The following is a 22,215-nucleotide window of genomic DNA, read 5'->3' as shown; positions in this document are numbered from 1 at the left end:
GCTCCTGTGCATGCGAAATATTATCGAATGGGTCCAGCATCCATTACATGCTCACCTTTGCAGGAGCGTTCCACCAAGCTCCAAGTGCTCGACACAGATGTTCTGGATCAGCTGGCTTGGTAAAAATCAGATCGAACTCTGTTTCAGCTATGCGGGACCGCATCTGTGCCTGGCTATGTCCCGTAATGGCCACGATAAAAAGGCGCGCGCCTAGCGCTGAGTCTCGAATTACCTGGGCCACCTCCACTCCGTCCATTTCAGGCATCCCAATGTCCAATAGGACAACGTTCCAGTAACCCTGCGCCAGTTTTTTCAAGGCTTCTCTTGCAGTGGTGCATGGCGAAGCTTCGGCGCCGTCCATTTCCAACAGTGCTGCCATCGTCTCAGCGATATCGGAGTCATCATCCACAACCAAGATGCGCATGCCGTAGAGGGGTAGCGCACCTACATCCTCATCCGTAGCATTCGTGTCGGGTTGATTTTGCACACTGCCCCCTTAAGGTATCGAGAATAAAAATTCTCATTCATTCGGATGAGAAAGTTTCACCGATGTCCAATTTATTTCAACTGTTGCCATTATTAACAAACAGGTGCAAGCTTAAGACCTGTCTACGACATCGAGGTGATAGAGAAATTCTAAGATTTCAGAGAAATTGTTCAATTCTGTCAAAGCTTCAAAATGTTCCTCAGTACCTCGGCAAGAGGTCACGAGATAGCTGGCAACAGTTCAATCGATAGATCACGGGATTTCCAGTCGTCGATACTGGATTCTGCTGCTGAGGATGCACTTTGTACATCTTTCTGTAATTGTTGGACTGTAGCTGCTTAGGCTCTATCCCAATAAATGCATGGGAACGTCTGAATCGGGGTCCGTGCGGCAAATGCCTACAGTTCCGCAGCCTTTCTTCTGGCACGCGAGTCGTACTGCAAGCTCGGCAGTAGGGTTCTAGGCGCCTGAGACTATGGGCACAAAAATTGCCCCACTACTTGAGGTTGAAACTCAATTTCAGTGGCAGCGAATCTAACGACGGAGATTCTGATGAAGGCACTTACCTACCACGGTTCCAAGGATGTTCGTTACGAAACGGTGGCAGATCCTCAACTGCAAGATGAGGAGGACATCATTATCAAGGTGACTGCTACTGCTATATGCGGCTCAGACCTTCATATCTATCGTGGAAAGATTCCTGAAATGGAGACCGGTGATATTCTGGGACATGAATTCATGGGGGTGGTCGAGGAAGCCGGAAGAGGTGTAAAGCACCTGAAAAAGGGAGATAGGGTAGTCGTACCGTTCGTCATTGCTTGTGGCGAATGTTTTTTCTGCAATAGATCACTTTTTGCTGCTTGCGAAGAAACCAATTCGGGGCGCGGGGCCATTATCAACAAAAAATCTGCGAGACCTGGAGCTGGACTGTTTGGCTACAGCCACCTGTACGGCGGGTACTCGGGTGGACAGGCGGAATATGCTCGAGTTCCCCGGGCCAACGCTGGGCCAATTCTGATACCGGATTTTTTGGGTGATGATCAGGTGCTTTTTCTGTCGGATATTCTGCCTACCGGTTATCAGGCGGCACTCAATGCCCGTATCTCCAAGGGGTCCACGTTAGCTATATTTGGTGCGGGACCTGTAGGGTTGATGAGCGCACTGTGTGCGCGCTTCCTGGGGGCTGAAACGATTTTCATGGTGGACGATAACGTTGACCGTCTGGAATTTGCAAAACAAACATATGGCGTGATACCCATCAATTTTTCGGATATTGATGATCCTGCCGAATTTATTCTTGAAAATACCCACCACCGAGGCGTGGATGCCACGATTGACGCTGTGGGCTTTGAGGCCAAAGGAAGCGCCGTGGAGACCGTACTCACCACTCTGAAAATCGAGGGCTCCAGCGGGAAGGCACTGCGCCAGTGCATTGCGGCTACCCGACGCGGCGGTGTGGTCAGCGTTCCCGGCGTTTATGCGGGCTTCATCCACGGCTTTCTTTTTGGAGATGCCTTTGACAAGGGGCTGTGCTTTGAGATGGGGCAGACGCATGTTCAGAAATACCTCCCCGATCTGCTTGATCACATTGCTAACGGATTAATGAAGCCTGAAGTAATTATCTCGCATCGCATGGATTTGAGCGAGATTGTCAAAGGATATGAAATATTCGAAAAGCAGGAAGAATCTTGTCGCAAGGTTGTACTAACTCCTTAGTCTGTTCAATGACAACACGAATGAAATACAGAGTTCGCCGGACAGGGTGACTCTGCCTATACAGATTATTCGCAAAGGTTGTGAGTGCATCTCGCTTTTTGATTTTTCCGAAATCTCTAGGAGTGGATTATGTCAAAGCAAAACCGCAACAACATGAATCATGGCCTGGGTTTTTATTCCGGGGCGTTGCAGGAAAATCCGAGAAATACACGACAAGTCCATCAGAGGCAATGAGTAGCTTTAATGCCTTGCGGGGCTTGTGATATGCCAAGCACTTTTCAACCTAGTAGGAGCCTTCATGACCCAGTCCTTTACTCCGGAAGATGTGTATCTTGACAGAGTTGTTTCCGGACTTGATGTTTCCGCGAAGAACCAAGTTGTCTGCTCCGTGAAAGGAGCCGACCGGGAAAAGGATGAGTATTTTTCGTGTCTATGGTTGATTTCCCCGGTGGGCGACGAGCCCAGACAGCTTACCTGGGGATCGAGTCTTGACAGCGGGCCTCGATGGTCCCCCGATGCTTCCCAGATCGCTTATCTGTCCAACCGGAACCAAGGTTCGTCCCAGGTCTATCTCCTGCCTTGCAATGGTGGAGAGCCTCGCCAACTCACTAGCCTTGCGCGCGGCGCTTCGGATACGCGCTGGAGCCCCACCGGGGACAGGCTGCTGGTGATAGGCAATGTCACCGTTGACCCCAACCAGCGTCACGAAGGATGCGTCCGGGACGACGGGGCGAAGGCCAAGGCGCCAAATCCAGATTCTCCGAAGCTGTGCTGGAGGCTTCCTTACAAGCTCAACGGAACAGGCTACATCCTCGACACCCGCAGTCACCTGTTCGTCGTCGATGTGAACGATGGGCAGACGAGCCAGATCACTTCCGGAGATTACGAGGTCCGCAGTGCGGCGTGGAGCCCGGATGGAAAGAAGATATGCATTTCCAGAACCCGAGAGAAACCCAATGAATATCACTGTACGGATATTTGGGTGCTGGATGTCGAGAACGACAACGTGCGCAGGGCTGAGCGCATGTCCTTTGACCAGGCCAACAGTTCATCACCCAGCTGGTCGCCCGATGGCCGATGGATAGTCTTTACGGGCTCCCTGAATTCAGGTGATCCCCAGTGTAGGCTCTGGTTGATAGATCTGGAAACCAAAGAGGTCAAAGGGCTGGGCTCCGAATCCTTGGAGGTGGTGCCCGGAGACCTGTGCTGGACCCGAAGCGGTAATTCGGTCGGTTTCATACAGGCGCGCGAGGGTGTGCAGTCCGCCGCTTTGATCTCGGTGCCGGAGGGGCAATGCAAAGTGATTGCCAAAGGCAACCGTCATCTGGATTCATTGGCCCTAGGGGATGGGTTTGTGTACACGGCAGAAGATCCGACAAGCCCGCAGGAAGTCTATTACAAGGCAATCGGCGGGGAGCAAGAGCAGAAAATCAGCAGCTTCAATGCTTGGTGGAATGAAAGAGACAAGCTGGCTGTGATGTATAGGAGCTTTTGCGCGCCTGACGGCGATGGCGGAACGGAGGATATAGACGGCTGGGTGCTGCAACTGCAAGGCGGTATCGAGAGAAAAAGAAAAACGAAGGGCCCGCTGCTTGTTGATTTCCATGGCGGGCCGGCAAGCTACGTAGATTTGAGGTTTTCCGCCCACTCCTATTGGCAGATATTAGCCTGCGCTGGTTGGACGATATTGTCAGCCAACACGGTTGGATCATGCAGTTATGGCCGAAAGTTCTCGGAGAGGCTGCGCGGCAAATGGGGTGAACTTGATCTGCCGCAGCATCTGGCCATCGTGAAGCAGCTGCAGATTGAGGGGGTTGTTGGCGACAGCATCGCGGTCGGTGGAACCTCCTATGGAGGTTTCATGGCAGCCTATAGCATAGGGAAGTGTGAATGGATTAGCGCTGCCGTTGTGTGCGCCCCGGTCGGAAATATCGAGTCTCATTTTGGTACTTCCGATGGTGGGTATTATTCTGACACTTACTCCATAGATGCCAAAAAGAGTGAATTCCACCAGCTTGCGTATCGATTGTCGCCAACGTTTCTTATGGATAACGTGAGAACTCCGACGCTATTCATACAGGGCATGGAAGACGAGCGCTGCCCAAAGTCACAGACGGAAGAGCTTTATGTGAAACTTGCCTGGGCTGGAAACGTTAATACGGAAATGGTTCTCTACCCTGGAGCTGATCATTCATTTTCTGTCTCAGGACGGCCTTCGCATCGCGTTGATGTGCTTCAAAGAATATGTGAATGGCTTGAAAGTTGTATAGAAAATAGGAGCTGAGATTCTTACGAGTCCGTGAAAGGAGGTCATATGCGATCTATAGGCGGCCGCCCTGGCGGAATATTCAGAGCCTGGATGGGTGTGTAAATATTTGGCGAATCAGAGACGGCCAGATAAGAAAGGAGCATCATATCAGTATTGGCGATTTTTCCAAGGCTTATGGACTGTGCGTAGTAAATAAGCGTCTCGCACGAATGACAACCATACAGGGAAATATCTTATAGTGCAAAAAATTGTGCCTATTGATTTTTTTACAAAGTTGGATTGGAATTTGATATGACCAAAATGAGAACTCCCCCGTCTGCCGAAGAGCATGCTAGATATATGAAAGAAGGATCCGATGGCAGGACTAACTACAAAGCTTCTGTCGGAAATATTGGTGAGCCCAGAAACGTCAGAAACGAGCCGGATCCGAAAAATAGAGGTGGGGATTATTTTTCGGGCAGCCCCAGTAGCTTTGGGGGCGCCAGGAATGCTTCTCTGAGTAAGCAAGCAGGAAAAATTGACCATTCTCACAGCGAAGACCCAGCGCAGAACGAACGGACGCGGGAAGACACGTCGGAGGATAAAAACGAAGATTCCGCCAGTTGGCGCAAAGAAAAGAATGACGAAAAACGGTAATGTTGGTTAAGGATCCGTTTATCAGTGAGAGTGGTAGAACTTCTTTGCCATACATGTATTGAAAGGAGTGAGTATGAAAAAGGCATCTGTGATGGTGGCCGCAATTCTTGGTCTGGCCCTTTCCGTCGGTGCGAACGCCCAAGTCAGCAAGAAGGACCAAGAGTTCCTGAACAAGGCTGCAGTTGGTGGTCTTTATGAAGTGGAGGCAGGACGTTTAGCCCAAGAAAAGGCGAACTCATCTGATGTCAAGGCCTTTGGCGAAGTGTTGGTCAAGGACCATTCCTCAACGAACGATGAACTGAAGGCTTTGGCTACCAGCAAGAGCGCGGTCCTGCCTTCTGAGTTGCCTGCAGAAAAGAAAAACCGCTTGGCCAAGGTCGCCGAGGCCAAGCATTTCGACAAGGAGTTCATCCGGGAAGTGGGCATTGATGACCACCGCAAGGACATCAAACTTTTTGAGAAGGCCAGCAAGAACGCTGACGATCCGCAGATCAAGGCTTTTGCTGCCAAAACGCTGCCTGCCCTTGTCAACCATCGTGAGCATGCCCAGGACCTGCAGAAAAGTCTAGGCAAGTAGGGATCTTTCCTCATCCCTGCCTACATCTTTTGAAGACTACGCTCAGGCAAGGGTAGAGGAGAGCTACTCCCAGTAGCGTCTCCTGCCCTTGAAGGAGTTTTCGTGGATAGCGTGTCGCCAGCCTCGCAGCCCTTCAAGGCGATGTCTCCTGCAAGGCCGCTCAGGACGGGGGTCTAAGCCACCGTCCTGCCCAGCGAATGGGGCCTGTGACTTACTTGACCTTGGTACGGAATATGGCCCTGTCGCTGCCTTCGTCGACGGAGCTGACTGTAGTCAGACCGGTATTCGGCGCGCTGATGATGGACTGTCCGCCCCTCCGCGCGTTTGCCCATGTCTCTCGGGAGGTCACGTGCACACAGGAGGCATTTCTGAGAACTGCCTGTATTGCGCGCCACGCTGATCCTCCAACCTTGTCGGATGCCTATTGAGAAAGGCGTGCTTGCTTCACAAGCCAATCGAAGAACGCACGCATAGGACTAGCCCTCAACGTGGCCTCACGGTAGAGCAGGTGATAACCCAACGGGGTGCGGAGGGCCGGCACCTGCACCTCCACCAAACGCCGGGCGGCCAATTCGGGTTCGATGAGGGATCGACGAACCAATGCCACACCGCGTCCCGCCAGGGCCGCTTCGACCACGCCGTTGGAGCCAGCAAACACCATGCCGCGCTGCGTGTCGATGTCCTGCACATTTGCGGATAGGCACCACAAGCGCCAGTCTTCGCGGTGTTCGTCGTGCAGCAAGCGGCTGGAGGTAATGTCCGTCAGGACGGCGCGACGGCGTGGAGCAATCAAGCGAGGGCTGCATACGGGAACCAGCTCGTCGGTTAGCAGCGGCACCGAGCACGCCCCCTGGGGTGTTTCGCCCAAACCGTGTCGTACCGCGAAATGCACGTCCTCGTGCCAAAGATCGACTTTTCGATTCGTGGTCGAGATCTGCACATCCACCGTGGGTGCTTCGTCTTGAAAGCTCTGCAGTCGAGGCACCAACCACTGCACTGCGAAACCTGGCGTGCAGCTCAGCAATATGCGCACTTGCTGCCCCCTGCGCAGGCGACTGGAGGCCTGCCTGATGAGCGCCAACGCCTCCTGACAAGCGGCCACATAAGCGTTGCCTTCGGCTGTGAGCACCATGCCACGGGCTTGACGCTCAAAAAGTGAGCAGCCAAGGAACGTCTCTAGCTTGCGGATCTGCAGCGTAACCGCACCTGGCGTGACATGCAGTTCGGCGGCGGCACGGGTCACGCTGCCATGGCGCGCGGTGGCCTCGAAGAAACGCAGTGCAGGCAGGGGTGGAAGGGGGTCAGGTGCCATATCGAGTTGAGTTGCACTCAACGCTGCTTGAAAAATGCTGCGTTGTTTGCTACGGATGTTCGCTGGAAGATGGCAAACCATGCAATAGCAGAGCTCAACAGCTTCCCCCCAGCCATGTCTTTCGCCAGTCTGACTCGTCTCTTGATCCTCGCGGCCTTATGGGGCGGCAGTTTCCTCTTCATGCGCATCATTTCACCGGAGCTCGGAGCAAGTGCGACGGCTTTCGGTCGGGCGGCGCTGGGCGCTTTCGGCTTGATTGCATTAGTTGCAATCATGCGGGTGCCGATGCGGTTCAAGGGGCGATTCTTGGCAACGCTGGCACTGGGTGCCATCAATTCCGGGTTGCCGTTCCTACTGTTCGCTTGGGCTTCGCGCAGTTTGCCCACTGGATACAGCGCGATCCTCAACGCCACCACACCGTTGATGGCGGTAGCCGTTGGCTCACTGGTTTTTGGGGAGCGCGTCACTGGCGCGAAGATCCTGGGCGTCTTGCTGGGAGTCGCGGGCGTGGCGGTGCTCACCGGTGCCGCACCATTGAGCGCCCCTCTTCAGGCGGCAGGGGGCATAACCGCATGTCTGCTGGCCACAGCTTGCTATGCGCTTGCGGGCTTCCTCACTACACGTTGGATTGCGCAACGGGGCGGACTGGACAGTCGCCTGGTCGCCCTGGGGAGTCAGGCCGGTGCGTTGTTGCTGCTTATACCCTTCGCCGCCTGGCAACTCGCGCAGGAGCCGATTGCGCTACAACGGGTACCGGCCGGCGTGTGGTGGTCGCTTCTTGCGCTGGGGATGCTTTGCACCTCCTTGGGCTACGTTCTGTATTTCCGGCTCATTGCGGATGTGGGCGCATTGAAGGCGCTCACAGTGACCTTCGTGATCCCTCTCTTCGGCCTTTTTTGGGGATGGCTGCTGCTTGACGAGCCGGTAGGCTGGGCCCATGGGGTTGGCGGGGGCCTGATCGCTGTGGCGCTTTGGCTGGTTCTGTGCGTACCTTCCGTGCCGACAGCCCAAAGAGCCAAAGCTGCATGACATCACCCCTGTCTGCTGCGCAGCGGTTGCTGCCTTCTGCCAAGATCGAGCGGAATTCCGCTCTCGGCCAGGAGTAGTCAGCAGCGACGCCCGTCTGGCCGGCTGCTTCAGGCTGGTTGACGACGTTCAGCGGAGACAACCAGACGACGGCTCTCGACCCAAACCGGAAGTTCGTCTTGCACCAAAGCGGTCATTCAGCCCGTACCCGGCTCCCACAAAAAAGCACCAAGGACATGACTCCCTAGTGCTCTAAAAAGCCAGCGGCCATCAATTACCGCCAGCTATAGGCGCAGCTTTCGCTGCATTGCAATCGTCACGCCATCACTAGCGGCGCATGTACAGGCCGAGCGCTGCAAAGCCCAGCACCATCACCGACAACAGCAGCCGCTCCCACAGTTCGCCAAAAAGCGGCACCGGTGTGGGTGTTGCAGGAACCTCCACAGCCGCTGTCACGTTAATGCTTTAAGTCTGTACCACTGTGGGCACTCATGGTGAACTAAGCCGCCTCCGGCATGAAGACTGCCTACGTCCAAGTTATTGTTCTGGCCTTGTTATGGGCAAACGCATTGCTACTCGCCGCTCGACTGGGAGGCCGTGAGCAGCCTCGGCATTCAGCGCATCTCGAAGATGCAGGACAGGGTTCATCACGGGTTTGAACCCGAATTTTGCATACGCCGGCGCACACCACGGAACATCTTTAAAAGTCGTCAGCGTCAGCGCAGCCAAGCCGGTCTCCACCGCATATTGGTACGCGCTGCGAAGCAGTCCCGTGCCAACACCTTGTCGTTGCCAATCGCCATGAACAGAAAGCTCCCAAATGTGAAGCTCATGATTTAAAACTTCGGCATTCAAAAATCCGACCAGGTTGTCCTGCAATGTCTCAGCGACCCAAACGGTTCTCTTGAGAATGAGCCGCTCATGTTCAGCCCGCGCGATGACCTGGCCATCTGCCAGCCAATCCAAATGGGGGATAGCTCGATAGAGCTCGCTGGCGGACTTTTCGATTCGCGGCAAATATGCCGCGTCCTCAAGGGTGGCAACACGAATGAACATGTGGGCGGAAATGACCGGTCAATTGGAAGGCTGCACCCGCGCCAGTGAACCAGGCACTTTAGTGAGGTGCAGTCCTCCACAACGATTGTGGGGTAGCATCTGCACGCAAACTGTACAGATGCTCTTGGTCAGTCTATCGCTTGACCGCACACAGATAACGGAAGCCGCCGCCTGCAATCTGCAAGCCATCTCTGCGGCCCGCGAAATAGCGGGCGTTGAGTTCTGCCGGCCCCAAGTCTTCATCGACTTCAAAGCCCGCAAATGACAGCAGTTCACGCATGCGCTCCGGCGTGCAAGATGATTGCCACGGCTCGCCTCCCGCAGCCATCATGCTGGCCGTGAACTGCATCATGACTCGCTCCACAGGATGCAGTTGGGCCTCATCCAGGCGGTAGTCCAGCGTAACGGTGGAGCCTGGAGCAAGTTGCTGTAACGCAGCAATCTCGCGCTCAACCACATCGTTGCAAAGGTAGACGAGCACCCCCAGCACAGACAGGCTGACAGGCTTGGCAAGGTCTGCTCCACCTGCGAGAAGACCATCAACACTGGTCATCTCCCGCAAATCGGTGGCTACATAGCGCAGGCTTGCGGGCTGAGCCCATCCGTTGTCTGCATATAGGTCTGTCTTCCATTTCTGCATTGAAGGCTGGTCCAGTTCAAACGTGGTGACGGCAGGAAGCGTGGACGCACTGCGCAGTGCCCATGTATCCAGACCTGCCCCGACTACGCCGTATTGCACAGTCCTGTTGGCAATGGCTTTCAGCAAATGGTCTTCCGCGAATCGTGAGCGGGCTACGATGCCCGCCCGCATGGAGCGTGACGGGACATCGTTTTGCACCATTGGTTCGCGCATCAGTGATGCAGCATTGGCACTTCCCAAAGACGCTATGGCGAAGGGGTCGTTGAATATCAGGTCGCCTTCGAGAATCTGGTGCGCTGCTCGTGAAGTGGCGACACGCATGGCCGAGGGGCTTGGACAGTCAGTGAATTTCATTGGAATACTCCTGTTGTTGGTTCAACGAAAGGAGTACTTTCAGGCCTGACGTAACGTCAGGGTCAAGAGGCAGCAGCTTCGAGGTATGCCCTCAGCTGTGGACCAACAAAGTGACCGAGCGCCAATATGGGCTCCGAGGTATAGGCCTGCTTCAGCTTGACCGCAAGCGACATATCCTGCGCTACGGTTCTAAGCGAGAGTTCGCGATATCGCGCCACCAACTCGCGCGCAGCCTTTGTCTTTGGAGAGACTCTATTGGCGAGCAGCCTCTCTCCTTGAGCCGCAAATGTCTCCCACTCAGGCCCTGTAGAGCCATCCAGTCTGTTAAGTTCGTCTGGCGAGAGATGACGGCGCAATGCTTCCAGGCGTAACTCGATGGCTTGTTCAAGGTATTGCATGAGCTCTGGCTCAAGTCCAGCGTGCCGCGCCGTCTCAGGCGCTTCCCGATGCATTCGCGCCCAATCAAGGATGGCGCCCAGCCGTCCTCCGAAAACAGACATTGCGATGTTCATCCACCGTTGTGCGAGCAACTGCGTTTGCGCTGCATCGACCGGAACAGCGCCGCTTCGGCATGCAAGCAATTCCCCGGCAACTGGCTGCCATCGGGCCTTGGCGCGACGCCAGCGCGCAAGCAGCCGCCGTACGTCCTCTGAGGGAAGGTACAACTGGTGAGTCTCAAGGAGGCGAATGCCGTCGAGCAAATCACCGGCCGATGCGTTTTGGCTAGAGACAGCGTGCTCCAGAAACAGCAGCTTTTCTTTGAGCTCCTGGATTTCTACCAGCTTGCGCGTAGCATCTTCTACCTGGCGACGCAGTAACACTTGAGGTGTGACTTCACCTCCAGTCAATGTTGCCGCAATCGCTTCGAGGCTGAGTCCTAGTTGTTTGAGGGACTGAACGGCATGCAATCGCTCGATGTCGTTGGCACTGTAGAGGCGATACCCCGACTCGCTTCGGGCACTGGGGCATACCAATCCGATATGGTCGTAATGATGCAGAGTACGTACGGTGATACCCGCACGCTTGGCGACTGCTCCTATGGTGAGATGAATGGCGTCCACGGTTTACACGGTTTGTCAGATTTACCACGATTGTCTGGTAAAGGTCGAGCCTGTAGGGGGTAACCGCCCTAAAGCGGGCTTAGCGTTCTTTCAATTGCCGGCATGGCGGGTTAACCTAAGTCTGCGACACAAGCTCAAGGCCATCCGAAGCTTCCGGCCCGTAGGTGTCAAGCGACAACTTGATGCCGCGCTGCGCTGGTGCAAGCATGGTCTCGGGTGAAAGCTCCACGCCCTTGCTATTACTGTCCATGAACCATCCGCAGAACAGGTCAACACGAAACCGAGTCACGATGTCACCCCAAACCGCTAGGTCCGACGTGACTTGACCAAGCAACTCCGAGACCTGACCATCCAAGTCTTCTGGCTCGGTCTCCTTCGCCCTTAGACGCCACATGCCAGATTTCTTCGTGCCAATGCGGCCCGATAGGCTCGAAGGAAGCTGCTGCCCTTTCACATGAGCTGACGTCGGCATTGCACTGAGTAGCCTCGAAATTTCCTCAGGCACTAGTTCGTCACCCATGATGCGCAACGTTGCCACAGACCGTTCGAGATGAACCATTAGTGAAGCCTATTCAGATTTACGAAGGACCGCTGTTGGCTCCATTGTGCCCGTGGAGCGAATGTCGGGACATGGCCGGTCCGCGACCGTCGCAGATCGACCCGCTGCTGTCGTTCACACCGTTGATGCCATGTCTGCTGCGCAGCGGTAGCAGTCAGCCAGGTCCGGGCGTGGTTTGACCGCTGTTGGCTAAATAGCGGACAACTAGGTCGGAGATGATGCCAAGCGCGGTAGATAGAGATAGCGCCTTAGGTGCCAGAGCGATGCTTCTTAAACAATGACTCGGGTGCTAGAAAGAGATTTCCACGAGCGCGGGAGAATGCGACATAGAGTTTGTTGCGGATGATCGGTTTCGCCAAGGCGAGCTCACCGCGCAAGAACAGGGCCCAACTGGTAGGGTTAAGCGCGACGCAAACATCCTGGTAGTGGTCTAGGCCTTTGCTAGCGCCCCAGTTGTTCGAGTGACAGCCGTAGAGCCAGTGCCGCTCCAGAAACAGCTTTACTGTCTTCTGGTCGGAGTGGAGCCGATCGACGTCTCCCTGGGACTCGACGACCTCCACACGCGCGGCACTCACGCTGGCGGCGGCGATCTGGATGCCGAGCGTTTTGGTGATGTAGTCGCAGACCGCTGGCCCGCAGCGATGACTCGCGCCGAGCGTCGTGGTGTCGACCTTGAACCCCGCCTTGGCGAATCTCGCGCGGTAATCGTCGTAATTGTCGTGTAACGACTTGTTGACGTTGCCGTCGTGGCTCGTCGCAAAGGTGTGCTGATAGAAGTCGCCCACTAGGCGAAAGCGCGCCCGAGCCTGCGCGATCTCCAGGAGAAAGTTGAAGTCATGCCCTCCGAAGTCCTGGACCTCGTCGACATAGACATCGTCGTAGTACCGGTCGAGCCTCTCGCGCACATCCCCAAGACATCCTTTCACCGCAAGAAGCTTGGCCATCCGGCAGTGGTAGACCCGATCGCCATGCATGTAGCGTAGCCTGCTAGATAACGGCATGCGGCTTGACGTCTGGGATGGGGCCGAAAATGAAATGCCCCGGCTCTGCATGTCCTGCTGTAGCAAGGGCTTGTAGCAGAAGCGGTTCAGGAACGAAAAGTAGGTATCGACCGTGACGGAGGCGTCTCGCCCATCGAGCCTGTTCGCGATCCGACGGCGCAGGTCGTCCTCGGTGTTGGTCGTGTAGGTAATGACCAGGGAGCGCCGCGACGGGTCAATCTGCTCGACGATGCTGCGGGTCTTTCCCGAGCCCGCCACCGCGAACGTCACTGTCTTATCCATGCGATCGCGTCCTGGATGTATTTGGGCGCGCGGAGCTCCGAGGCGCCCTTGTCGAGAAGCTCGAAGGCGACATCGGCCTTGTTCGCCAGCATGTAGTCGAGCACGCTGAGCGTTTTGCGCGAGGTTCCGAACAGCCGGTCACAGAGCGCCTTGTTGTCCTCATAGAGGCAGACCTCGAACGTGCTCCGTGCGTCGTCTGGATCCGCGAATACGCGAGCGTTGTCCATGCGGAACTCCGCGTAGTTGTCCACGCAGTTCTTCTGCCAGTGCTTGTCGTTGTCGCGCACAACAGCGACCCGGACCCCCAAGAGCCGCGCGAGTTCTAGATAACGCTTGAAACTGGTTCCGCCTACCGAGATGACGTGAACGCCGTCCTCCGCGAGCGTGTTCCCCTTGGCGTGCTTGGCATAGAGCTCCTCGAACAAGATGAACTCAGCGTCGCCCTCGACCAGAATCACCTTCTTCGACAACACGAATTGCAGCACGTTGTTGTCCGGCGCCTTCATGAAGAACTTCGACGTCGACTCGCTCAGATCCGACAGCGCGCCGCGCTTGGAAGGTTCTGTCCCCAACAAGACTGCCTTACGCAGGTCGAGCCGTGAGCAGATCATGCTGCTGTGGGTGGCCACGAGGAGTTGCCGCCCCTCGGCTTGCGAGAGGCGTTCGACAAGCTTTCGCATGTGCGAGTGGCTGAGATGGTTCTCGGGCTCTTCGAGCAGCAGCAGGTGGAGCGGCTGGGTACCTTCGCCGCCGCGGCGCAGTGCGAAGCTGGTTTTGACCAGGCACTGCCTGCCTTTGCCGCGCACGTCGAGCGGCAGTTGGTCCTCCAAGATAACGAGGTCAGTCCCAAGGTTCGTCTTCGAGCTCGTGCGCACGCCGAACGTGTAGTCGGTCAGCGCTTCGTTGATCTCTTTCAGGTGCGCGTCGCGAAACTCGTCCTTCGCCTTGCGGTATGAACTCTCCAGCCTACTTCGGGCCTTCGCGTCGGCGTTCACCGAGAACAGCGACTGCGTGTAGACGCGGGTAGCTTGCTCGCTGTCAATGCGCGAGCTGTCCAGCAGCAGGTGGCGCACATGCTTCTTGAACGCTATCTGCGAATCCTCGGCGAACGTCGCAAAGCGCGGTGCATAGTATTCGAAGGGGAAGGGTGCGTCGGGATCCTGCAGCAGCTCCTTGACTTCGTCCTCCAGCTCGCGAGGCACCGCGATTTCCAGCTTGATCCCGTCGCACTCCCTTCCGTCGACGTTGTTCCTTCCATTCAGGGAAGGATCGGTCGCCTCCGTCAGGAAAATCTCCACGAGCATTTTCGGCAAATCCGCGACCAGGCGGCGGCTGCCCATGAAACGGTCGACCGCAGCGGCGTTCAGGAGCGCTTCGACGCCCAGCGACTCGATCTTCGACCGGCTAGCGCTCAGAGCCAGGTCGATGGCCAGCAGCACACTACTCTTTCCCGCTTCGTTGTCTCCGAGGAGGACGTTGAGCCCTGGCTTGAGCAGCAGGTCCAGCTTATCGAATCGCTTGAAGTTCCGAAGAACGACTTTCGTGATGGCGGGCATAGCCTCTCCTCCCCCGGTTCGTTGTCAGTGTCTCGCGTCGGGCCCGGACGCTTCGGCAGTCGGGAAGTCGCCCTCGAAAGACCGCAATCAGCCTAAAGCCGACGTGCTTCGCAGGTGGTCCCCGATCCAACGGCATCACGGCCCACGCCTCCCTATGTTCCAGCGAGTATTTTTATGGCACTGTCGACTGACTGCCGCTTCTTCCAGAATTCCCTCCAGGGATCTTCCTGCTGAAAACTCAAATACTCCCGCGCCGTTGCAATCGTCCACTGCGCGCCGCCCTTGAGCTCCTTGAGCTGCTCCCAACCCACCGGCATCGAAACCCCCATCCCAGGCCGCGAGCGCGCTGAGAAGGCGCACGCGGTGGTCTGCCCATGTCCGTTGCGAAGGTAGTCGATGAAGATTCTCCCGACGCGGTTTTTGCCGCCCATCACGGAAACGAACCGGCTTGGGATCACCCGCGCCATGTGCTTCACCACGCCTTGCGAGAACGCTTTCACCTCGGTGTAGTCGCGCTTGGGCGTGATCGGCACCACTACGTGCAGTCCCTTTCCACCGCTGGTCTTGAGCCAGCACTCCAGCCCCAGCTCGGCGAGCATCACGCGGGTGAGCTGCGCGGCCTCCTGAAGCATCGGCCAGGTGACACCCTCTCCAGGATCAAGGTCGAGCACGAACCGGTCCGGCTGCTCGATGCGGGCGACCTTGGAGTTCCACGTGTGGAACTCAACCACGTTCATCTGCGCTGCCGCAGTCAGCGCGTAGGCGGAGTTCACAGCCAACAGCGCCTCGTGTCCGGGCCACAGGGCGGGGTCCAGCTCCTTGAGCCCCGGCATCTTGCTTTCTGGGTGCTTCTGAAAAAACAACTGCCCCGTAATCCCGGTTGGCGCTCGGACCAGCGATGCGGGGCGATCCTTGAGATGGGGCAGCATCCACTCGGCAACGCTCTCGTAGTAGCGCACAAGATCAATTTTGCGCAATCCCGTGGTGGGATCAATCACCCGGTCGGGATGGGTGATCTTGACCTTGGAGATCGTCCGCGCTGCCTTGGACTCTGTCGCAACGGGGGCAAGCGCTGAGGCGGCTGGGTTCTTCACGCGCTCGCGGACGATCATCTTCGCCGGCTTGTCCGTGCGGATACCTCGGAACACCGCGTGCCGAATGCGTTTGTCGGGGGTCCATTCCCCAAACGCCACCTCCACCACCAGGGAGGGACGGACCCACCGCTCGGCACCGACCTTGCGCTTGGACCACCGGCCAGGCTTGAACTCGGCCGCGTCCAGTGGCGGGTCCGGAACTTCGAGCTTCACCAATCGGTCATGCAGTTTGGCCCCCGTCGAGGAACCCCATCCCGTGCCGACGGATCCGGCCGCCACAAGCTTCCCCTCCTCGTGATAACCCAGCAGCAGACTACCGACCTCTTTGGTAGCGCCAGTGCGGTCGGTGAAGCCCAGAACCACGAACTCCTGCCTGTGCTGGCACTTGAGCTTCAACCAGCTGTCGGTTCTCCCGGATACATACGTTGCATCCGCCCGCTTGATCATCAGGCCCTCCAGCCCCATGTCGCAGGCGGCGCCCAAAAGCTGGAAGGGCGCGACCTCGAAAGCCTGGCTGAACCGGACGGTGCTGCTCTCGCGTTTGTCGAACAGCTCCTGGAGCAGCTGCCGCCGCGCTACCAGCGGTACGCTGCGAAGGTCCTGATCGCCCAGGTAGGGCACATCGAACACGAACATCACGATGTCCCGCGTGCGAGCGTTGTCGATCGCGTTCTGAAGGCGGTTGAAATCCGGGATACCGGCGTCATTCAGCACCACGATTTCCCCATCAAGCCAAGCGCGCGTCAGGCCAAGCTCGGCGATGCCATCGGCCACCTGCTGCAGCTTCTTTGTCCAGTCATTACCGTTGCGCGTATAGAGGCGAACCGCATCTCCCTCCAAGCGCGCAAGAATGCGATAGCCGTCGAACTTGGTCTCGATGATCCAGTCGCCATCAGGGACCGACGACACCAGCGTGGCGAGTTGCGGCTCCAGCTTGGCAGGAAGGCGGGATTTTCTGGCGTTCGCCAGCGGTTGAGATGTGGCGCCAAGTGCGGATCCCGTCGTGCCAACGTCCGGCTCACGTTCCTCCGCGAGTCCCAGCGGCGTCTCGACCACGCTGTCGGGCAGCGCTGCGATGACGTCATACTCCGTGCTCGGCCGAGCCCAGGCGTCGCCGCGTTTCTTGAACAGCATCCACTGAGCCTGCTTTTTCTCGCCAGGCTTCGAGATGCGCACAAGTTCCCAAAGACCCGCAAGCTTTTGGCCGTGGAGGTGGAACATGATTTTGCCCTTGGCCAGCCCGTCGCGAGGATCGCCCACGGGCTCCCACGTTCCGCGGTCCCAGATGATGACCTTGCCGGCGCCGTACTCGCCTTTCGGAATGGTCCCCTCGAAGGTGTTGTAGTCGGTGGGGTGGTCCTCGACATGAATGGCCATGGACTTGACCTTGGGGTCGAACGATGGACCTTTTGGGACTGCCCAGCTCACCATGACGCCGTCCATCTCCAGCCGGAAGTCGTAGTGCAGACGGGACGCCCAGTGTTTCTGGATCACAAACTGCAATGGATCCGCCGCGCCCTTTGCGCGACGAGGCAGCTTCGCAGCAGCGCCGGGGGGTTCGGAAGTCTTCGTGAAATCGCGCTTGGCCTTGTACTGTGCGAGCGGTTCAGGAGTGGATGGGGGTTTGGCTTTCGCCGTCCTCTCGGCCTTCTTCGTGGCAAGCGATTTCTTGGTAGCTATGGTCGGTTTGCGCACCGCTCGTGCTTTCTCGACAGTGAGCTCCGCCCACACCGGGGCATGGTCGCTCGGACTCTCCTTGCCGCGCTCCTCGCGATCCACTCCCGCGTCCAGCAGCTTCAGCGAGTGTCCAACGAGAATGTGGTCGATGCGCAGCCCAGCGTCGCGTTCCCACCGCTTGCGCCGGTAATCCCAGAACGTGAAGGGCACCTTGCGATGGACCTTGCCGATGGCATCCGTCCAACCTTGCGCCAGGATGCTGGCAAAGGCGGCACGCGCCTCCGGCTGCAACAGCGCGTCATCGCGCCAAGTATCGGGTTTGTAGATATCTGCGTCCGTGGGCACAACGTTCCAGTCCCCCAACAGCACGACAGGGTGCCCGGAATGCCAGAGCTCCTCGGTCCGCCGCCGTAGGCGCTCGAACCAGCGAAGCTTGTAGTCGAACTTGGGACCCGGCTGGGGATTGCCGTTGGGCAAATACAGGCAGGCAAACAAGATGCCAGTGATGGCCGCCTCCAGGTAGCGCGCCTCCTTGTCTGCCGAGTCACCAGGCAACGCCGTGACGATGGGCAGAGGGTCCGCATTGCGGCTCAGTATGGCAACGCCGTTCCAGGTGCGCTGCCCCACCACCAGGCTGCTGTACCCGGCCTCCTGCAGCGCGGCGGTCGGAAAATCAGCCGTCGGGCATTTGATTTCCTGCAGCGCGACCACATCGGGCTGGGTGCGTTGCAGCCAGTCCACCAGCAGCGCTACACGCTTGTTGACGTTGTTGATGTTCCACGTCGCGACGCGCACAGGCTCACCGGATGCCCTTTAGGTGTTCCTCGACAGCGGCAGCATCGTTACCCACGGCGCGGACAGCGGCTTCGAGCTGCTCCGGCGTCACGTTGAACTTCTTCGCCCAGTCGCGAACCTCGTACTCTTGGGAGAGGCTGATGCGTTTGCGGTCCTGGCCGCCGGATTGGGATTTGTCGTCGGGCATGTCGGCTCCTGAGGTGGAAACTGTAGATCAAGCGGCTTTGCGTTCAGTACCGGACTTTCGCGCGGCAGACTTGGCCGGTGCCTTCTTGGCGGAGGCCTTGCTCGCCTGCTTGGCGGGGGCTTTGGTAGCTGACTTGTCGCTGGGCTTTCCGCCGCCTTTGAGGCTTCGCTGCAGCAATGCGGTGAGATCAATGACATCGGCGGACTGAGGTGCTTCCTCCTCAGGTTCGAGCACCGTCTTTCCTTCCCCGGCCTTGGCTTTCTTCTCGACGAGTTTCATGACCTGAATGCGGAACTCATCCTTGAAGTCGGCGGGGTTCCACTTTCCGGACATTTCTTCGACCAGCTGGGTGGCCATCTTGAGTTCGGCTGCGCTCACGGACTTGCGGCCCTCCGCAGGGAGATCGAGGCTGTCTAGAGTTTTGACTTCGTCGCCCCAGCGCAGCAAAGACAGCACCAGCGCTGGTCCGGAAGGTACGAGTGCCGCGAGGTGCTGCTTTGTCGCAATCACCACTTTGGCCAATCCGATTTTTCCGGTGGAGATCAATGCTTCCCTCAGGAGGGTATAGACCTTGTCACTTTTGTTGATCGGCGCGACGTAGTAGGGGCGCTCTAAGAAGACAAACGGCAGTTCGTTGGCTTCGATGAACCGCTCGATGGTGATGGTTTGTGTAGTCTTGGGAAAGACTGCTTCTATCTCTTCGGGACTGATGATCACGTACTTGTCATCTTCGTACTCGACGCCCTTGACGATGTTCTCTTTGGTGATTTCGCGGCCGGTGCGCTTGTTCACGCGCTTGTAGCCCACCGGGTCCATGCTGCGCTTGTCCAGCCAGTCAAAATCCACGCCTTCCTCTGTAGCCGCTGTGTGGAGGCCAACAGGGATGTGAACCAATCCGAACGTGATGGCACCCTTCCAGAGGGTGCGGCTGCCAGTGGCCATGGAGCTCTCCGCAGTTGGACTGCAGAAAGTTTGCTCGGCTGTCTTGTTGACGGATGTAGGCAGCGACTTAACGTTTCCGTAGGTTTGGGCACATTCCAGCACCAGTTGTCCGTGCCTATACTTCGGCATGGCCGATGTACTACGCCTCCTCGCCGTTCATGTCGCGGAGCCTGACCCCGGGATGTTTGAATGGGTCATCACTGAACGCGTGAACGAGGATCAATGGAAGGAAATCGATCGCGCCAAGGAAGGATACAAAACCTACAAAACCGCCATGGCCAGCGGACTGATGGCATTGGAAGAGATGATCGCCGACCTGGATGTGGGGCCGCGAAGAGACGCTGAGCAGACCGACCGAGCGCACATCCCACCTGAAGGAAGGGTTCAGCCAGCGACATCCGATGGGAAGGATGCTGCCTCGCCCAAGGGGCCAAGGAACGCTGCCTACTTTGGATTCGGCCCCATCCGGTAGCTCCGAAATCCCATCCAAACGATGCTCACCCCTTATCGCGCCAGTGTGGCAGGGCGGCCGAGCGCTCAATCCTGCATAGGTATTTTCTAAACTCCAGCAGCCGCTTTACTTGGTCACCGCCGCGAAGGCCTTCAGAACCGTTTGGCCGATTTTCTCATCTTGGTCCCAGCTTCCTCCGCCAACGCCGAACGCACCAACGAACTTACCATTCACGAAAAGCGGGTAGCCGCCCGCGAACAGCACCACACGCGGGTCTGCGGTGTTGATCCCATACAGCGGTTGGGACGGCTGCGTCAGTTTTGCCAGGTCGCCCGACGGCATCCGCATCACGGCAGAGGTGTAGGCCTTGTTGGGCACGAGCACAGTGGTGACCAGCATCGCTTCGCCGTAGCGCTTAAAGTACAGCGGCCAGGCCTTCTCGTCGACGACAGAGATGCTGATGTTTATGCCTTGCTTCTTGGCCTCTTGCCAGGCAAGCCTCGCTCAGCTTGGCGATACCTGTGCACGTGCACATAACTGAAGCCTAGAGTTGAGGCTCCCTTCGGGCGATCACCAGCCGCGACAACAGAGCGCAGACGCGCCAAAGCAGAATTGAGGTTGTCCTGTGGCTGCGACGGCGTCTCCGTGTCCGGCGCCGTCCGCTGCTGGTGATTTTCCGACATGGCGTTCAATTCAAAATGTGCAAAAGTGAGATGCTACGCCCGCTGGTGTCGGCGCACACGCGCCAGGTTCCGACTACTCACTTGACGTCACTTTGCTACGGCACCGTTGAGGGCGGGTGAGTCAGCTTTGACCACTTCCTGTTCCTCCATCGAACGACTGCTTGTGGCCGACAGCAGCCTCTACTTGAGGACCAGACTTTTCAGGGCCGTACCGTCATCCTGCCGAGCGCCGTAGATGGCTGGCATAAAAATGCACTGTAGGGGTGGTGCGGCCGCCGCTAAGGCCCAGGGCGCTTCACCCGCGCCCGAATTCTAGGCATTCAAACGATGCACACCCTTCATCGCGCCGGTGCGCCAGTGCGGTAGGGCTGGCGGAGCACTCGAGCCCACTCCGCATAGGTCAACGTCCGAGCCTTCGATCCTCGTTCGCGCCCGACCCAGCGCATTCGCCCTGTACGGCCAGCTCAGCGTGGATGCCTTTGACGCCGAGGCCTCGGGTGGTCCCGATGCGTGGGACCCACTCACGCCAGGCAGCCCCTGGTGACCCAGCTCAGCCCTACCGCCACGAGTTCTATGTGCCTGCAGGCAACGCTTCGCCGCAGTCCATCGCGGCTGCGCCCCGCAAAAACAGAAGGTCAGTGTGGAAAACTAATGCTGTGCGCTTCCGCCCGAGTTAAGGATTTTATTGTGTAGTTCAGTTTTTTGGTGGAATCCACAGCCTCCTCCGACCAGGGCCACGGCGCTGGCCGTGTGATGGGGACTGGCCGTGGGGCGCTGGCGCCAGCGCTCGGGCGTGAAGCGGCCGGCCAGGCTGGCGATGGCGGCGGCTTCCAGCGCCTCGTCGTCGCTCATGGGCGGCAGCAGGTCGGCAAAGCGCTGGGCCAGCATGGACTTGCCCGAGCCCGGCGGCCCCACCAGCAGCAGGCCGTGGCCTCCGGCCGCCGCAATCTCCAGCGCGCGCCGCGCCTGGGCCTGGCCGCGCACCTCGGCCAGGTCCAGGCTGCTGCGCACGGCGACGGCGGGCTGCGGCTGCACCGCATGCCAGCCCGGGCCGGGGCATGTATGGGTGTCGCCTGCTGCCGGCAAGGCGTCGGTTTCGTCGGTCTCTTCGGTGTCCTCGCTTTCGTCGCTGCAGCAGGCATCGTCCGTGTCCTGCTCCGCCTGCACCAGGGCATTGGCCGAGCGTGTGATGAAGCGGCGCACCACGTCCAGCAGGTGGTGCGCGCAGAACACCTGGGCCGACGGCACGAAGGCCGCCTCCTGCGCGCTGCCCGGCGGCAGCACCAGGCGGGCGCCGTCCTGCTGGCGGTGCAGGGCCAGGGCCGTGGCCAGCGCGCCGCGCACGGGCCGCAGCGCGCCCGACAGCGACAGCTCGCCCGCGAATTCGTAGTCGGCCAGCGCATCGCCATTGATCTGGCCGCTGGCCGCGAGAATGCCCAGCGCAATGGGCAGGTCGAAGCGCCCCGAATCCTTGGGCAGGTCGGCGGGCGCCAGGTTGACGATGATGCGTTTGTTGCTCGGGAACTCCAGCCCGGAGTTCAGCAGCGCCGAGCGCACGCGTTCACGCGCTTCCTTGACCTCGACATCGGCCAGACCCACCAGCGTGAACGACGGCAGGCCGTTGGCCAGATGCACTTCCACGGTGACACGCGGGGCGGCCAGCCCCAGCAGCGCACGACTTTGAACCAGGGCCAGACCCATGGGCACCTCGCAGGAACGACAGACACAAAGCCACACAAAGGAAGAAGCCGCCAGCGGTGCGGCGGCTTCGGTGACCCAGTATGGCAACGGCCTTGGGCCTTGTGGGCGGCGGGCGCGGCGCTGAACCCAAATCTCAGAATGTTCTGACCCTTG

At 58.2% G+C, this 22,215-nt stretch carries 17 protein-coding genes and 2 pseudogenes; 6 read left to right on the top strand and 13 right to left on the bottom strand.

All coding sequences use genetic code 11. The features are described 5' to 3' along the window. Positions 1-43 precede the first annotated feature (43 nt). Positions 44-487: a response regulator gene (locus tag PO605_RS29175; protein WP_272207265.1), complete on the bottom strand. Its 444-nt coding sequence runs from the start codon at positions 485-487 to the stop codon at positions 44-46. 552 nt (positions 488-1,039) lie between these two features. Here PO605_RS29175 and PO605_RS29170 point away from each other — a divergent pair. The 4 genes from PO605_RS29170 (at position 1,040) to PO605_RS29155 (ending at position 5,685) form a co-directional block, all read left to right on the top strand. Then, complete coding sequence (locus PO605_RS29170; RefSeq protein ID WP_272207264.1) at positions 1,040-2,203, top strand: zinc-dependent alcohol dehydrogenase; 1,164 nt, start codon at positions 1,040-1,042, stop codon at positions 2,201-2,203. Positions 2,204-2,501: 298 nt separating this feature from the next. Then, on the top strand, positions 2,502-4,487 hold the full coding sequence (locus PO605_RS29165) for a S9 family peptidase (protein ID WP_272207263.1): 1,986 nt from the start codon (positions 2,502-2,504) through the stop codon (positions 4,485-4,487). A gap of 324 nt (positions 4,488-4,811) precedes the next feature. Beyond that, the gene (locus tag PO605_RS29160) at positions 4,812-5,108 is read left to right on the top strand and encodes a hypothetical protein (RefSeq protein ID WP_272207262.1); all 297 of its coding nucleotides are present in this window, start codon (positions 4,812-4,814) and stop codon (positions 5,106-5,108) included. A 73-nt stretch (positions 5,109-5,181) separates the two neighbouring features. Beyond that, complete coding sequence (locus PO605_RS29155; protein ID WP_272207261.1) at positions 5,182-5,685, top strand: DUF4142 domain-containing protein; 504 nt, start codon at positions 5,182-5,184, stop codon at positions 5,683-5,685. Positions 5,686-6,106: 421 nt separating this feature from the next. Here the strand turns inward: PO605_RS29155 and PO605_RS29150 are convergent, their stop codons facing one another. Next, complete coding sequence (locus PO605_RS29150; RefSeq protein WP_272207260.1) at positions 6,107-7,078, bottom strand: LysR substrate-binding domain-containing protein; 972 nt, start codon at positions 7,076-7,078, stop codon at positions 6,107-6,109. A gap of 33 nt (positions 7,079-7,111) precedes the next feature. Here PO605_RS29150 and PO605_RS29145 point away from each other — a divergent pair, with 33 nt between their 5' ends. Beyond that, complete coding sequence (locus PO605_RS29145; protein ID WP_272207259.1) at positions 7,112-8,026, top strand: DMT family transporter; 915 nt, start codon at positions 7,112-7,114, stop codon at positions 8,024-8,026. 534 nt (positions 8,027-8,560) lie between these two features. Here the strand turns inward: PO605_RS29145 and PO605_RS29140 are convergent. The 9 genes from PO605_RS29140 to ku all read right to left on the bottom strand — a co-directional run bounded on the left by PO605_RS29140 (position 8,561) and on the right by ku (position 19,227). Further along, positions 8,561-9,079 carry a GNAT family N-acetyltransferase gene (locus tag PO605_RS29140; protein ID WP_272207258.1) on the bottom strand — a complete coding sequence of 173 codons (519 nt, stop codon included), beginning with the start codon at positions 9,077-9,079 and terminating at the stop codon, positions 8,561-8,563. 133 nt (positions 9,080-9,212) lie between these two features. After that, positions 9,213-10,073 carry a class I SAM-dependent methyltransferase gene (locus tag PO605_RS29135; RefSeq protein ID WP_272207257.1) on the bottom strand — a complete coding sequence of 287 codons (861 nt, stop codon included), beginning with the start codon at positions 10,071-10,073 and terminating at the stop codon, positions 9,213-9,215. Between the two features lie 62 nt (positions 10,074-10,135). Next, positions 10,136-11,134, bottom strand: coding sequence for a MerR family transcriptional regulator (locus PO605_RS29130; protein ID WP_272207256.1), 999 nt, complete (start codon positions 11,132-11,134; stop codon positions 10,136-10,138). A 115-nt stretch (positions 11,135-11,249) separates the two neighbouring features. Continuing rightward, complete coding sequence (locus PO605_RS29125; protein WP_272207255.1) at positions 11,250-11,693, bottom strand: DUF4279 domain-containing protein; 444 nt, start codon at positions 11,691-11,693, stop codon at positions 11,250-11,252. A gap of 248 nt (positions 11,694-11,941) precedes the next feature. Beyond that, positions 11,942-12,976, bottom strand: a complete 1,035-nt coding sequence (locus PO605_RS29120) for a DNA helicase UvrD (RefSeq protein WP_272207254.1) — start codon at positions 12,974-12,976, stop codon at positions 11,942-11,944. Then, positions 12,961-14,532, bottom strand: coding sequence for an ATP-dependent nuclease (locus PO605_RS29115; protein ID WP_272207253.1), 1,572 nt, complete (start codon positions 14,530-14,532; stop codon positions 12,961-12,963). The genes PO605_RS29120 and PO605_RS29115 overlap by 16 nt, the downstream gene beginning before the upstream one ends. Positions 14,533-14,684: 152 nt before the next feature. Next, positions 14,685-18,098: a DNA ligase D gene (gene ligD, locus PO605_RS29110; protein WP_272207252.1), complete on the bottom strand. Its 3,414-nt coding sequence runs from the start codon at positions 18,096-18,098 to the stop codon at positions 14,685-14,687. A 4-nt stretch (positions 18,099-18,102) separates the two neighbouring features. Further along, the gene (locus PO605_RS29105; RefSeq protein WP_016452108.1) at positions 18,103-18,285 is read right to left on the bottom strand and encodes a DUF3606 domain-containing protein; all 183 of its coding nucleotides are present in this window, start codon (positions 18,283-18,285) and stop codon (positions 18,103-18,105) included. A gap of 27 nt (positions 18,286-18,312) precedes the next feature. After that, the gene (ku, locus tag PO605_RS29100) at positions 18,313-19,227 is read right to left on the bottom strand and encodes a non-homologous end joining protein Ku (protein WP_272207251.1); all 915 of its coding nucleotides are present in this window, start codon (positions 19,225-19,227) and stop codon (positions 18,313-18,315) included. 181 nt (positions 19,228-19,408) lie between these two features. Here ku and PO605_RS29095 point away from each other — a divergent pair, with 181 nt between their 5' ends. Next, complete coding sequence (locus PO605_RS29095) at positions 19,409-19,699, top strand: hypothetical protein (RefSeq protein WP_272207250.1); 291 nt, start codon at positions 19,409-19,411, stop codon at positions 19,697-19,699. A 105-nt stretch (positions 19,700-19,804) separates the two neighbouring features. Here the strand turns inward: PO605_RS29095 and PO605_RS29090 are convergent. Both PO605_RS29090 and PO605_RS29085 read right to left on the bottom strand, forming a co-directional pair. Then, positions 19,805-20,164 (bottom strand): annotated as a pseudogene (locus PO605_RS29090) (GlcG/HbpS family heme-binding protein); the annotation flags it as partial. 914 nt (positions 20,165-21,078) lie between these two features. After that, a pseudogene (locus tag PO605_RS29085) lies at positions 21,079-22,062 on the bottom strand (YifB family Mg chelatase-like AAA ATPase); the annotation flags it as partial. Between the last annotated feature and the right edge of the window lie 153 nt (positions 22,063-22,215).

This window comes from Delftia sp. DT-2, from assembly GCF_028401915.1.
GTDB lineage: Bacteria > Pseudomonadota > Gammaproteobacteria > Burkholderiales > Burkholderiaceae_C > Comamonas > Comamonas tsuruhatensis.
This window is presented reverse-complemented; position numbering and strand designations above follow the sequence as displayed.

What these genes read in the sequence shown, in the direction of transcription:
- PO605_RS29105 (WP_016452108.1), bottom strand. Translation starts at nt 18,285, where the DNA reads ATGCCCGACGACAAATCCCAATCCGGCGGCCAGGACCGCAAACGCATC.
- PO605_RS29095 (WP_272207250.1), top strand. Translation starts at nt 19,409, where the DNA reads ATGTTTGAATGGGTCATCACTGAACGCGTGAACGAGGATCAATGGAAG.
- PO605_RS29145 (WP_272207259.1), top strand. Translation starts at nt 7,112, where the DNA reads ATGTCTTTCGCCAGTCTGACTCGTCTCTTGATCCTCGCGGCCTTATGG.
- PO605_RS29160 (WP_272207262.1), top strand. Translation starts at nt 4,812, where the DNA reads ATGAAAGAAGGATCCGATGGCAGGACTAACTACAAAGCTTCTGTCGGA.
- PO605_RS29170 (WP_272207264.1), top strand. Translation starts at nt 1,040, where the DNA reads ATGAAGGCACTTACCTACCACGGTTCCAAGGATGTTCGTTACGAAACG.
- PO605_RS29120 (WP_272207254.1), bottom strand. Translation starts at nt 12,976, where the DNA reads ATGGATAAGACAGTGACGTTCGCGGTGGCGGGCTCGGGAAAGACCCGC.
- PO605_RS29115 (WP_272207253.1), bottom strand. Translation starts at nt 14,532, where the DNA reads ATGCCCGCCATCACGAAAGTCGTTCTTCGGAACTTCAAGCGATTCGAT.
- ku (WP_272207251.1), bottom strand. Translation starts at nt 19,227, where the DNA reads ATGGCCACTGGCAGCCGCACCCTCTGGAAGGGTGCCATCACGTTCGGA.
- PO605_RS29155 (WP_272207261.1), top strand. Translation starts at nt 5,182, where the DNA reads ATGAAAAAGGCATCTGTGATGGTGGCCGCAATTCTTGGTCTGGCCCTT.
- PO605_RS29135 (WP_272207257.1), bottom strand. Translation starts at nt 10,073, where the DNA reads ATGAAATTCACTGACTGTCCAAGCCCCTCGGCCATGCGTGTCGCCACT.
- PO605_RS29125 (WP_272207255.1), bottom strand. Translation starts at nt 11,693, where the DNA reads ATGGTTCATCTCGAACGGTCTGTGGCAACGTTGCGCATCATGGGTGAC.
- PO605_RS29140 (WP_272207258.1), bottom strand. Translation starts at nt 9,079, where the DNA reads ATGTTCATTCGTGTTGCCACCCTTGAGGACGCGGCATATTTGCCGCGA.
- PO605_RS29150 (WP_272207260.1), bottom strand. Translation starts at nt 7,078, where the DNA reads ATGGTTTGCCATCTTCCAGCGAACATCCGTAGCAAACAACGCAGCATT.
- PO605_RS29165 (WP_272207263.1), top strand. Translation starts at nt 2,502, where the DNA reads ATGACCCAGTCCTTTACTCCGGAAGATGTGTATCTTGACAGAGTTGTT.